Consider the following 13,111-nt stretch of genomic DNA (forward strand, 5'->3'; position numbering starts at 1 on the left):
TAACATTCACTTTTGAAAAATATAAGGTGATTAAGATTTTTATAAGCTCTCTATTTCACCTGAATGGTAAGGCATTACATTATTAGCAGTACCAACATCCTCCCATTTTATTTCTGCAATTTCGTTCTTTTCTCCATCTATAACTTTTGCTTTATATTTTTCCATCTAAATTCGCGAAAATACTTAGAAGGTTGCCATCTGGATCTTTAATAATGGCATAGCGTTGACCCCAAAATGCATCCCATGGTTCACAATAAATTTCATACCCTTGCTCTTTTAATTCCTGACATTTTTTATCCACACTTTTCACTTCATCCATAATAAAAGCCAGCTCCACTTTTGGAATTACAGTTCCAATTGGTTCTTGAACATCTGCTAAAGACACTTGATAAACCTCTGTCAGCATATCCAGCAAATTTAAAGAAATACGCACTCCATCATTTTTTAACTCTGCATAAGGTTCATCAGGACCTCCTGCTAAAATGTCAAAACCTAATGCCTGGTAAAACATCAAAGACCTTGCCATATTTTTTACCTTAAGACCTACCATATCTAATCTCATAATGTTCGTGCTCCTCTTTTTAGATTCAATATATCCTTTGGAATTTTCTTAGGAAGCTATCACTTTAAAAGCGAATTCCTATAGGAATCAATTTTTATCATCTACATAGAATGTAGTGTGAACCTTATAACCTATGGAGGTGTTTAGACTGATTCATACCGTTAAACCAGGTGAAACACTGACTCAGATTTCAAAAGACTATCGTACACCACTGTCGGCAATCATTCGTGCTAACCCTGTTATAAATCCAAATGTTATTTATCCTGGTCAATCCATTGTAATACCGGGTTTTCCTCTAACTGAAACCATTCCATATCAGATTGATGTATCTGTTAATAATCGTTGGCTGAAACTGCTAAAAGACGGTGTATTGCAAAAACAATATCCGATTGCTGTTGGAAGAATATTATTCGGGACACCAGTTGGAAAGTTTATCATTATCAATAAAGCTCCAAATCCTGGAGGTCCATTCGGTACCATGTGGATGAGTTTATCTAAAGAACACTATGGTATTCATGGAACGAATGATCCTAGTTCGATTGGCAAAGCCGTATCAAAAGGCTGTATTCGAATGTTTAATAAAGATGTAGAGGAATTATCAAGGATTGTTCCAATAGGAACAGCAGTGTCCATTCATCCGTAATTTTTTAAGTGTGTAGGGAAAAAACAATAAAATTTGAGAAAACAGCCAAGATAAACAACGAAGAAATCGAGCGTTTGTCGACAGCCTGAGACACTCCCCTTATTTGGAAAGTGCCTAACCTAAGCTTTATTACGATCATTTCCAATCATCAAATGACCTTTCTCCTTTTTTTCTACATAAGGGATCCCCTGCTCTTCAAGCAATAATATAATTTTTTCAAGATGAATACGGTCTTCAACGACGATCATATTTGATGGAGAAAACTTCTTTTTCACATTAATAGTCAATTTATAGGCATTATTCAAGCGAGAATGTAAACCATAAAGCTCATGCCATCTGATAATTTGTTCTGTTTCGTACGACTTTATTTCATTTGTCAAATAGTACTTTCCATTTATTATTAGTCCATCTTTTAAAATGAATAGATTTCCACGATGCCTAATCGAGATTATAATGTAAAACCACCAGTAGGCAGCACTTAAATACATTGACTCTAACCAGTCTGTTGCAAGTAAAATGATTAATATGCCGGATAAAAATACTAGTGCTGCAACAGTCCCCCATTTAACAAACTGGTAGGATCTCGTACTTTTTGAGAGGCATTCCATCTCTTTCCATTCATTTGGGATTAGAATACTGCAAAATTCGTCTTCTTGTTGAGGATAAATAGCATCTGTTGAAATTTCCACTGCTTTTTTTATATTTAATCGATACTTAAGTAGATAATAGACGCTGCTAATGAAAATCAGAATAAAAAAGATATTTAGCATTTTCCAACCCCTTCCTTTTCCCCTGCCATTCTAATAGGGAAATAGGCAGCTATGATTCGTTAAGTTAAATGAATATACGATCATACGATGGAAAAAGTTTCATTATTGCTAAATAACTAATTTATTTTTTTTACAGATTTTCGTACTACTAATCGGTAAGGTATAATTTCAGATGGAATTTCTTTCTTACTTTGAATTGCTTCTATCACTATTTTACATCCTTCATTCCCCATCTCCCAAAAGGGCTGCCCAATAGAAGTTAATGGTGGAATAGACATTTCTGCAACTCTCGTATTATCATAGCCAATAATAGATAAATCATCAGGAACCTTTATACCATAATCATATGCTACAGAAATAATTCCTAATGCCACATCATCACTAACACAAAAAACGGCAGATAAATCTGCTTTTTCTTGCAGATAAGATTCCATTGCTTCTTTGCCTGAGTAGAAACTAAAATCTCCATGTTTTACTAATTTTGCATCAAAAGATAAACTATTGTCTTCTAATGCTTTTTTATAACCTTCTATCCTAGGTATCCCGGCTACCCTGTCCTTAGGGTTTACACCCGCTAACCCGATTATTTCATGTCCATTTTCAATTAGGTATTGAGTTGCAGAATACGCTGCGTCAAAGTCATTCACTTTAATATAAGGAACATCTTTATCTGGTGTATCAGTAGATAATAATATAAGGGGAATATTCAGTGATTTCACCAACTTTATTTGGTCCTTGCTTAACTCGACTGTAACAATCACTAATCCATCAACTTTTCTTTCTGCCATTAATTTGACACACTCTACTAACCTATCTCCATTAACACCAGAATGCGAAATGATCACACTATAACCGTTCTTATAGGCAACACTCTCTATTCCACTTACAATATCTCCATAGAAAATCGTTGCAACATTCGGCATAATAACCCCAATGATATTGCTGGAGTTTTTAACAAGACTCCGTGCATTTTCATTTCTTCTATACCCTAGTTCGTTTGCTACGTTCATTATTTTTTTTTTCGTTTCTTCGTTGTAGCCCCCAACCCCATTAAGAACTCTTGAAACTGTTGCTGTCGATACTTTCGCTATACGTGCAATATCCTTTATCGTTACATTCATGTTCTCAGCCCTTTTACGTAAACGTTTAATAAATATATATATCACCTTACTTTTTTAAAGTCAATGAGAAGCTAGCCTGCGTATTGACGCACCCCGATATGGATTACTGATTTGCATAAAGTTTATAATCTGATTTCTTGTTTTTTTATTTCAAGACCCATACTCTTTTGATAAAAATAAGTCACAATTAGTACTGACAATCCTGGTAAAATAAAGATTAATAATGGCGGTAATACCACCCACAAAATGTAAGCTGCAACCAGGACATTCAAAATCATGAGAATAGTATTCAAAGGATGCATAAGCAATAGAAATATCGTATTGTACAGGTACGCCTTCAATGGCAGCTCCTGATCTACTAGAAAACTGTAAACGTACAAAAAGAAAAATGGTGTCAAGATGACCAACACGTAAAAGACGATTGCCAATGGTGAAGACAGCGCGGCATAATACCTTAGTGCCAGGTAAAAGACAATCAAAACTATGGCATTTAGACAGCCTAAGACCATACTTTTTACATACTCTCTTTTATAATAATTCCAGAATGCTTTAAAAAATGGAAACGAATCATCACCCTTTACATATCTTCTTGCAATTGCCAAGGCAGCTACCGTCGCTGGTATTGCCACAAACGGCAATAAGACAATACCGATGATGACTATCGTGTGTACGCTTGCTACATCTGGAGCAGCCAAAAGATTTACTCCTAAAAATACATACGGTGCATTAAATAGCCACCAAATACCCGTCAGTTTTAGAATTATATAGAGCCTCTTGATCATATTATTACTGAGATGGGACCTGTTCATTTTGCACCTCCCTATAAAACAAATAAACTTGTGTTATTCTTTGACAGACCCAATGACTAACCCGCTTACAAAATATTTTTGCAGCAGCGGATAAATTAACAGCACCGGAATAATAGAGACCACAATCTTAGCCGCATTCAGAGTTTTGTTTGAAACCGATGCTAAAGCCTTTAATTGTGACGGATCCGTAACTTTAGTAACGTCAACGGTTAATTGTTGAATATAAGTTTGCAGTGGATAGTTAGCAGAACTGTTCATATAAAGCAAACCACTGAAGTAATCATTCCAATGCCCCACCATGGAAAAAAGTCCAATCGTTGCTAATGCAGGCAGTGAAATTGGCAAGTAGATCTTGAACAAAATTTTTAATTTTGACGCACCGTCCATAATGGCAGCTTCTTCCAACGTATTTGGAATACTCTTGAAAAAGTTCATTAACAAGATAACGTTAAAGATCGGCACCGCTCCTGGTAAAATAAGCGACCAAATGGTATCAATCAAACCTAAGCTCTTAACAACGATGAAAATTGGAATCATCCCACCTGAGAAAAGCATCGCAAAAATCATAAGATTCATATAAATATTGCGTGCACCAAATTCCCTTTTACTTTTCGACAGTGGATAGGCCATCAGAACCGATAACAGCAAATTCAACGCGGTCCCTAACACAACTCTTTCCACAGAAATCATAAATGAACGCCAAAACTGTGTATCTTCTAGCAACAGCTGATACGCACTAAAATTAAAATGAACTGGCAATAAACCAACAAGATTCGCTTGAGCCGCAGATTTGTCGCTAAATGAGATAGACACCATATTAAGCAGCGGTAAAAAACACAGCGCCGTCAACAGCAATAACACAGCCCAAATACATATATCTGCTGATCGACTTCCAAACGTTTTTGATCTCATCCACTTTCACTCCCCTTTTAAAAGATCCGCATGTTTACTAGTTTCATAGATAATCTGTTAGCTGCTATAAGCAGCGTAAAGGATACTACAGATTTCAATAGGCCAATTGCTGTCGCAAAACTATATTGTTGTCCCAACAGACCGACGCGGTACACATAAGTATCAATAACATCCCCAGTTTCATACACAATCGGGTTATATAAGGCAAAGATTTGGTCAAAACCAGCATTCAGAATGTTCCCTAGATTAAGTGCTGAAATCAGCATAATGGTCGGCAAAATTCCAGGTATGGTAATATGCAGCAATTGTTTAAAGCGATTAGCCCCGTCAATCGAAGATGCCTCATAAAGACCAGGGTCAATCCCTGTCAATGCGGCCAAATACACGATTGCACCATATCCAAAACCTTTCCAAACGTCTGATACAACCATAATTTCTCTAAACCAATCATTGCTCGCTAAGAACAAAACTGGTTTAAATCCTAGTGCTTGTAAGAAATCATTCACTGGTCCATGATAGTCAAATACGTTAATTACTACCGCTGCCACGACTGCCCAAGATAAGAAGTTTGGCAAATAGACAATGGTTTGAATGGATTTTTTAGCCCATTTCAATCTAATTTCGTTTAACAATAATGCAAAGATAATAGGTACTAAAGTTCCGAGAATAATTTTACCAACTGCAATAATCACTGTATTCCTTAGAATCTTCATGCTATCCGGAATTTGCAGCATGTATTTAAAGTTGTCCAAACCAACCCAGTTAGACCCTAAAATACCTTTAGCAGGTACATAGTCTTGGAATGCCATGATAATCCCAAACATCGGCACAAAACTGAAAATAATCAAAAAAATCATGCCCGGTGCCATCATTAAATGATACTCCAGCTGACCTTTACGTTTTTTCTTTTTTTTCCTTCCCGGTGTCATCTTTAGAGGATATTGCAACTGGTCTACATGTTTATTTTTTATTTCCATTTCCCACGGTACCCTCTTTCAACAAAATATTTTATAGAAAGGCTCTTTTCGTATAGACTGTTGTTATTTAACCCGCGGACGAGTGCCGAGCCTCCTCGTCGCTTTTGCTGAGGCCACTGAAAAAGTGAATGCTTTAAAATATAGGTAGTGACAATCCAAGCAACGAAGAAGTTTCGTTCGGTTTTCCGAGGCTTACCACACGCTTTCCGCGGGGCGAGCGCCGAGCCGCTTCGTCGCTACGCTCCTGCAGGGTCTCGCCTGTCTCGCTAATCCCGCAGGAGTCGTGCGGGCGCCTCTCCTAACCAACATGATGGTCGTTTTCAAACTCTCTATACCATTTTTATCCTAATAAATTAAGTGTTTCACCTATAATTTATCTAATTAAACACTTTTTCAGTGCCGTCGCTTTTGCTCCTGCTCAAGTCTCGTCTTTCTCGCTTTTCCCGCAGGAGTCTACGTGTATTCAGGCTGCTCAGTGCTTTAGCTATGTTTATTATTTTAATCAAAAACAACAAACTTTTAGAAAAAATGCCTATATACAATTATTAACTTGTACCCACCTCTTATTATTTTTCTTTAATAGCTTCAGATACTTCTTTGGTAATATCGCTGCCGCCTGTTTTCTTCCATGTATTAACAAACTTATCGAAGTAATCTAAATCTTCTTCACCAGTTACAATCTTCAAGAACGCCTCATCTTCTAATTTAACTAAGTTAGCCCATTTTAGTTTCATACTTTGTGTTTGGCCAAAGAAAACAGGGTTTATTTCGTTAACCTTTGTATCAGCCATTAACTTGCCAGCTACCATTCTAGACATATAGCCGCTCCATTGGTTAGCATCTGCTTTTGCTGGATCTTTTAAATAACCTTCAATCTTTTGATAGGACGTGCGATCATCAAGCGTTAATGTCTCAAAATCTTTTTCACCATCAACAACTGCTTTAAGATCCTTATACATCTGTGCCGTTGCATCATTAAAGTTAACAGCAATATTTAATGGCTTCCCACCATCAAAACCTCCTTTGTTAAAATCAATAACTGGCTGGTAGTTAAGATCTTCCCGAACTAACTTATCGTTTAACGCGCTTGCTATTTTAGGCAGTAATTCTGGATGTTCAAAGCCTTTTCTTACCACATAAAATTCACTGGCTGGGTTCTGTGTGTAGGCTGTGATTTCACCACTGCCATCTTGAGAAATGATGTATGGCTGCCAATCGGCATCTTCATTATTCTTTCTTGCATCGTTCAACGGATAGTCAGGTGAGAACCAAGGGCCAAAGAACGCACCAGCTTCACCACTTGCAATCAATGATTCAATGCTATCACGTACAGCAAGCTGTGGATCAATCAAACCTTTTTTGTACCAATCTGCTAATATGCCTAATCCTTGTTTCGTTTCATCCGTAATAGACCCATAAACTACTTTCCCATCTTGTTCAATCCATTGACGTGGGAAAGAATGATGAATTGCAAAGATATTATCAGCTTGGAACAATGATCCGTATAACCCACCAACTGATTTAGAAAGGGCTAAACCGACCGTTTTTCCTTTACCGTTGCCGCCTGGATCTTTTTGGACAAATTGTGTTAAAATTTTCTCCATATCATCAATGGTCTTCGGTTCATCTAATCTAAGCTTATCTAACCAATCTTTACGCAGCCATAGCATTGTTGGGATGTTTGCATTTTGTGTTGATGGCAAGGCCATTAGTTTACCATCAAATGTCGCTGCCTCTAATGCTCGCCCTTCGTAAGAATTATATTTATCTTTCACATAATCAGAAGCACTCGTTTCATAAACATCTGTCAAATCAGCAATCATGTCATTTTCGACCAATTCCCGTAATGTATCTGCATTAACTGACATAATATCAGGTAAATCACCTGATACTACTGCCATAGAAACTTTCTGATCGTAGTTCTCCCCATTTTGCGCTTCAAACATATTTTTATTTTGAATATTCAGCTTTTCTTTTAAGTAACGTGTGTAAGCATTGTCTTCGTATGTTTGCCCATTAGGTAGTTTAGGAATACCTGGTGTTGCCTTCCCAACAGTATAAGTAACGGTTTTTTCATATTTCCCGAAAGGTTTTAATTCTTCTGTCGATGCAACCGTTTTTGTTTCCGCATCTTCAGAGCTGGAGCCCATTTTAACACATCCTGCCAAAACACCAAGTAACAGCAGCAATACAGCACTTAATGAGAAAAATTTCTTCATGAATGTTTCCTCCTGATTATTAGGTTTTCATACGATTTAAATCATTGGCTGTTTTCATATAGATTGTTGCTTTTAAACTCGCAGCCTGAATACACTTCGCTTTCCGGTGGGCGAGCGTCGAGCCTCCTCGTCGCATACGCTCCTGCGGGGTCTCGTCTTTCTCGCATTCCCACAGGAGTCTACGTGTATTCAGGCTGCTGAGTACTTCTTCTTCCATTTTTTACGTAAAAAACAACAAACTTTGAGAAATCAGCCAAATCATTTAACCAACGTCATAGTTTTACTGCGAATGCTTCATATGGTCTTAAATCCAAGTGATTAAAGTCAGCCGATAATTTTTCATAATTGCTGATAATTACCTCATCACTTTGTCCCAAATCTGGTAGTTGAAGAGTTGTATTTTCTTCCCCAAAATTGGCAATTACAGCCCAAGTTTGGCCTTCATAACGACGCAGATACATAAAGACTTGCTCAGGTACATCCGTCACTAATTCAAACTCTCCCCAAACAACAATTGGATTCTTGCTTCTTAATTGAATTAATTTTTGATAGCAGTAAAAAATAGAATTCGAATCTGCTAGATTTGCAGCTACATTTATCTCATGATAATTTGGATTGATATGCAGCCAAGGTGTTCTAGTTGTAAAGCCTGCATTTTCTGTATCGTCCCATTGCATCGGTGTCCGAGCGTTATCTCGCCCTTTAGAATTAATAGAAGCAATAATTTCTTCTTTTTTATAGCCATTCGCTAAACGTTCATGGTACATGTTTATGCTTTCAATGTCCTCAACTTCACTTATATCATTGACAGGGTAATTGGTCATGCCAATTTCTTCCCCTTGATAAATGTAAGGTGTTCCTTTCATCAGATGCAGTAAAATCGCAAACATTTTTGCACTTTCCACACGATAGGCTGTATCATTTCCCCAACGAGATACAATCCTTGGCAGATCATGGTTATTCCAAAACAAACTGTTCCAACCCTCATTGCCTAATGCTGTTTGCCACTTGCTAAGGACCTGCTTTAACTCATTCACCTCAAGCGGTTTATGGTCCCATTTTTCTTTGCCAGGCTGTTGGTCTAAACCAATATGCTCAAACTGGAAGACCATGGATAACTCATTGCGTTTTGGATTAGAATAAAGCTTAGCAATTTCTGGTGTAGCTCCCCATGTTTCTCCTACTGTCAACACATCGTATTTGCCAAAGGTTTCCCTATTCATCTCTTGTAAATAATCATGCAATTTGGGGCCATTTCCTGTTATTTCTTTGTCTGGAATTTTTCCAACTAAATCAATTACGTCCATTCGAAATCCGCCAACACCTTTTTCGAGCCAAAAATTCATCATATCCCAGACTTCTTGTCTAACTTTCTCATTTTCCCAGTTTAAATCTGGTTGTTTTTTGCTGAATAGATGTAAGTAATATTGACCACTTTCTTCATCATATTCCCATGCTGAACCACTAAAAGTTGATTTCAGTGAATTAGGTGCCTCGCCGTTTACAGGATCTCGCCAGACGTAGTAGTCACGATATGGATTGTCTTTGCTTTTACGAGATTCTATAAACCACTTATGCTCATCTGATGTATGATTAACAACCAAATCCATAATGATTTTGATGTTTCGCTGGTCAGCCTGTTTAATCAACTCATCCATATCATCCATCGTGCCAAATTCCGTCATAATAGCTTCATAATCACTAATATCGTAGCCATTATCATCATTCGGTGATTGGTATACTGGACTTAGCCAAATAGCGGTAATCCCCAATTTTTCTAAATACTCTAATCGACGGATAATACCCTTTAAATCACCAATTCCATCACCGTCGCTGTCTTGAAAACTTCGCGGGTAAATCTGATAAACCACTGCAGTCTGCCACCATTTCATTTTCATTGAACACACTCCTCATGCTTACTTAATTAGCAACCCTTTACCTAAGTAAACGTTTACGTCATTAGCAAATTCGAACTTGCGTAAACGTTTACGTTTACGGTAAACCTAAACCATTTTAATACAATTAAACAAAACTCAACGAAAGTAGCGTTTACCTTTAAGCAAACTCCACATTAATGTAAACGTTTACTTTTCTTAAATTTACCATGTCACTTCATAACAGTCAACAATTTAATAGTAAACGTTTACGTTTTTTATTTAATCCACTATATTTATCAGTGAATGAAGCAAATTAAAAATTGGGTTTATCATAACGAATAAAATCTATCCTATTCATTTGCCTAACTAAAGAAATCGTTTCTTTTCTACATTTTTAAAGATATGCATCGACAACATGATTCATACATCAAGATTAAACGCAAAGAATAATAGCTTCTTTGCGTTTAGATATACCTATTTAATTGGCTGTTTTCGTATAGAATTTTATAGGGTTAATACTTGTTTCTGAACTTTTTAAAAAACCTATTCTAGAGTACTTTGCTCAAAAAAGATTTTGTCCTGCTCTCACGGGGATTGGCAAATAATTCACTTGGAATATTTTCCTCCACCACATATCCACCGTCCATAAATATGACGCGATCGCCTACTTCTTTTGCAAAACCCATTTCATGAGTCACGACTACCATCGTCATTCCTTCTTTTGCTAACTGCTTCATCACCTCTAGCACATCACCAACCATTTCTGGATCTAATGCTGAAGTTGGTTCGTCAAACAGCATGATTTTCGGTTCCATTGCAAGTGCTCTTGCGATAGCAACACGCTGTTTTTGTCCACCAGATAATGAATCTGGATATACATTGGCTTTCACTTCCAGCCCAACTTTTTTCAGCAGCTCCAACCCTCTTTGCCGAGCACTTTCTTTTTCCATTTTTCTTACCTTTATAGGAGAAAGCATAATATTTTCAAGTACCGTCATATGAGGGAATAAATTAAATTGCTGAAATACCATTCCTACTTCTGTTCGAATATTATTTATATCTGTTTTTTTATCTGAAATATCAATACCTTCTATGTATATATGTCCCTCTGTAATGCTTTCTAACAGATTGATACATCTTAAAAATGTTGATTTTCCAGATCCTGAAGGTCCTATAACAACGACAACCTCTTGTGGTTTTATTTCTATGTTAATATTCTTTAAAACCTCATGTTCACCATATGACTTTTTTAATTTTTCCACTTTAATCATTTCACTGCCAACCTTCTTTCAAGTCGATTTAACAAGAAGCTTAATATCAACGTTAATAATAAATAGATAAATGCAGCAGAAAGGTATGGCTCCCATACGCGGAAATATTCGGCACCCATCGCTCTTCCCCAGTACATAAGCTCTGGTGCTGCAATCACTGAAACTAAGGAAGAATCTTTTATTAATACAATAAATTCATTTCCAAGGGGTGGAATCATTCTTTTAAATGCTTGAGGCAAAATAATATATCTCATGGCTTGAACATGATTCATCCCAAGTGAACGAGCTGCTTCCATTTGTCCTTTATCGATGGATTGAATTCCAGCTCGAAATATTTCAGCAATATAGGCTGAGGCATTTAATGAAAGCGCGATAACCCCTGCAGCAATCGCATTCGTCTCCCCTATAAACAATGGAACTACACCAAAATGAACAATTAAAATCTGTACTAGTAATGGGGTGCCTCGAAAAAATGTAATAAAACAGACAAAAGGAAAAGCAATTATTTTATTTCTGCTTATTTTTCCTAAGCCAACTATTAATCCTAAAGCTGTTCCAATTAAAATTCCTGCAATGGTTAAAGCAACCGTAAGCAATGTTCCTCGCAATAAAAGTGGAGCATATTCTATAATAATATCCGTTCGAAAGTCCATATTTTTCCCCCTATAAATTCCTCTCTAAACCGAAAAGTTGCGTAACACTTTTGCATTAGAGCTACGCAACTTTGTTTATATCCTTTTCATTTCATTGTAAAAGACTATTTTTTCTGCTGTGTTTTTAAATCCTCCGTATCTGGTTCTGATTTAAACCATTCTTGATAAATTTTTGCATAAGTTCCATTATCGTATAATGTATTAATCGCTTTATCAAAGTCTGCCTTTAATTTGCTGTCTTTTGGAAAAGCCAGCCCATAATATTCAGGTTCAAAGCTGCCTTTATCTTCAATAACGATTAATTTTTTATCTGGATTATTTTTTGCATATTCTTCAACAACCGTATTATCCGCAACAACAGCATCTGCCCCGTTGCTTGTTAATTCCATAATCGCCAAGTTCGTATTTTCAAACTTTTTAATATTTTTATTGTTTTTCCCAAGAAGTTTTTCAACTGCTTCCTGTCCAGTTGTTGAACTTTGAACGGCAACAACCTTATCTTTTAGATCAGCTGCATTTTTAATGTCACTGCCTTCTGGAACTAAGATTTTGTTTGTTGATAAAAAATAAGGCACTGAAAAATCATATGTTTGTTTTCTTTCATCATTAATTGTAATAGCAGAAATCCCTATATCAGCTGTCTTATCTTTTACTTCTAATAACAGCGGTTCAAACGCAACATGAACAAGCTCATATTCGTAGCCTGCTTCTTTTGCTACAGCTTTAAGAAAATCTACATCAAAGCCAACAATTTCCCCTTTATCCATATATTCAAATGGTGCGTAGGCTGCATCGGTCACCACTCTCAACTTTTTAGATTCTGTATCACCTTCACTTTTATCTGTGCTTGTCCCACATGCAGATAGGAATAAAGCAAAACTGAGTGCTAAAATAAAAATAGAAAATTTCTTCATCTTCATTTAATACCTCCTGAATTTTAGAAAAATTATGACATTTATTAATTTAATCATGGAAATACAAATACCTCAAGTGCTTTAAATAAACAGCACAAACCTTTTTATTATACCTCCTTTTTCTAACTATTCAATATCGAAAAATGCATATTGTATATTGTATTTTTTAAAAATATAACAGTTTTTCGATATATATACAACGACATTGTTAGAAAATCTAACAATTATTTTCACTACTTGGCAATAGTGACTCCCCCAAGTGCAATAAAGTGCTGTTTCACTAGGGGCAGGTACTTAAACTTAAAGGCTGTTTTCGTATAGATTGTTGTTTTTAAACTCGCAGCCTGAATACACTTCGCTTTCCGTGGGCGAGCGTCGAGCCT

Annotated in this window: 13 protein-coding genes; 1 reads left to right on the top strand and 12 read right to left on the bottom strand. The window is 36.5% G+C overall.

Features of this window, described 5'->3' with window-relative positions; all coding sequences use genetic code 11:
* Positions 1 to 39 precede the first annotated feature (39 nt).
* The gene (locus tag ACTXGU_RS19620) at positions 40 to 165 is read right to left on the bottom strand and encodes a hypothetical protein (protein ID WP_443483218.1); all 126 of its coding nucleotides are present in this window, start codon (positions 163 to 165) and stop codon (positions 40 to 42) included.
* The gene (locus ACTXGU_RS19625; RefSeq protein ID WP_443483219.1) at positions 152 to 562 is read right to left on the bottom strand and encodes a VOC family protein; all 411 of its coding nucleotides are present in this window, start codon (positions 560 to 562) and stop codon (positions 152 to 154) included. The genes ACTXGU_RS19620 and ACTXGU_RS19625 overlap by 14 nt, the downstream gene beginning before the upstream one ends.
* A gap of 148 nt (positions 563 to 710) precedes the next feature.
* Here ACTXGU_RS19625 and ACTXGU_RS19630 point away from each other — a divergent pair, with 148 nt between their 5' ends.
* On the top strand, positions 711 to 1,205 hold the full coding sequence (locus ACTXGU_RS19630) for a L,D-transpeptidase family protein (RefSeq protein WP_443483243.1): 495 nt from the start codon (positions 711 to 713) through the stop codon (positions 1,203 to 1,205).
* Positions 1,206 to 1,324: 119 nt separating this feature from the next.
* Here the strand turns inward: ACTXGU_RS19630 and ACTXGU_RS19635 are convergent, their stop codons facing one another.
* The 10 genes from ACTXGU_RS19635 to ACTXGU_RS19680 all read right to left on the bottom strand — a co-directional run bounded on the left by ACTXGU_RS19635 (position 1,325) and on the right by ACTXGU_RS19680 (position 12,728).
* Positions 1,325 to 1,975 carry a hypothetical protein gene (locus ACTXGU_RS19635; RefSeq protein ID WP_443483220.1) on the bottom strand — a complete coding sequence of 217 codons (651 nt, stop codon included), beginning with the start codon at positions 1,973 to 1,975 and terminating at the stop codon, positions 1,325 to 1,327.
* Positions 1,976 to 2,091: 116 nt separating this feature from the next.
* On the bottom strand, positions 2,092 to 3,096 hold the full coding sequence (locus ACTXGU_RS19640) for a LacI family DNA-binding transcriptional regulator (protein ID WP_443483221.1): 1,005 nt from the start codon (positions 3,094 to 3,096) through the stop codon (positions 2,092 to 2,094).
* A 122-nt stretch (positions 3,097 to 3,218) separates the two neighbouring features.
* Positions 3,219 to 3,905, bottom strand: a complete 687-nt coding sequence (locus ACTXGU_RS19645; RefSeq protein WP_443483222.1) for a YesL family protein — start codon at positions 3,903 to 3,905, stop codon at positions 3,219 to 3,221.
* A 33-nt stretch (positions 3,906 to 3,938) separates the two neighbouring features.
* Positions 3,939 to 4,817 (bottom strand): carbohydrate ABC transporter permease, encoded by an 879-nt coding sequence (locus ACTXGU_RS19650; protein ID WP_443483223.1) that lies wholly within the window; start codon positions 4,815 to 4,817, stop codon positions 3,939 to 3,941.
* A gap of 17 nt (positions 4,818 to 4,834) precedes the next feature.
* Positions 4,835 to 5,746, bottom strand: a complete 912-nt coding sequence (locus ACTXGU_RS19655; RefSeq protein ID WP_443483244.1) for an ABC transporter permease — start codon at positions 5,744 to 5,746, stop codon at positions 4,835 to 4,837.
* 614 nt (positions 5,747 to 6,360) lie between these two features.
* On the bottom strand, positions 6,361 to 8,013 hold the full coding sequence (locus ACTXGU_RS19660; protein ID WP_443483224.1) for an extracellular solute-binding protein: 1,653 nt from the start codon (positions 8,011 to 8,013) through the stop codon (positions 6,361 to 6,363).
* 272 nt (positions 8,014 to 8,285) lie between these two features.
* Positions 8,286 to 9,911, bottom strand: coding sequence for a glycoside hydrolase family 13 protein (locus ACTXGU_RS19665; RefSeq protein ID WP_443483225.1), 1,626 nt, complete (start codon positions 9,909 to 9,911; stop codon positions 8,286 to 8,288).
* 527 nt (positions 9,912 to 10,438) lie between these two features.
* Positions 10,439 to 11,161, bottom strand: coding sequence for an amino acid ABC transporter ATP-binding protein (locus tag ACTXGU_RS19670; protein WP_443483226.1), 723 nt, complete (start codon positions 11,159 to 11,161; stop codon positions 10,439 to 10,441).
* The gene (locus ACTXGU_RS19675; protein ID WP_443483227.1) at positions 11,158 to 11,814 is read right to left on the bottom strand and encodes an amino acid ABC transporter permease; all 657 of its coding nucleotides are present in this window, start codon (positions 11,812 to 11,814) and stop codon (positions 11,158 to 11,160) included. Before ACTXGU_RS19675 ends, ACTXGU_RS19670 begins: the two co-directional genes overlap by 4 nt.
* A 104-nt stretch (positions 11,815 to 11,918) precedes the next feature.
* Positions 11,919 to 12,728: a transporter substrate-binding domain-containing protein gene (locus ACTXGU_RS19680; RefSeq protein ID WP_443483245.1), complete on the bottom strand. Its 810-nt coding sequence runs from the start codon at positions 12,726 to 12,728 to the stop codon at positions 11,919 to 11,921.
* Between the last annotated feature and the right edge of the window lie 383 nt (positions 12,729 to 13,111).

Origin of the sequence: Niallia sp. 01092, assembly GCF_052318935.1 — a bacterium.
GTDB lineage: Bacteria > Bacillota > Bacilli > Bacillales > Cytobacillaceae > Niallia.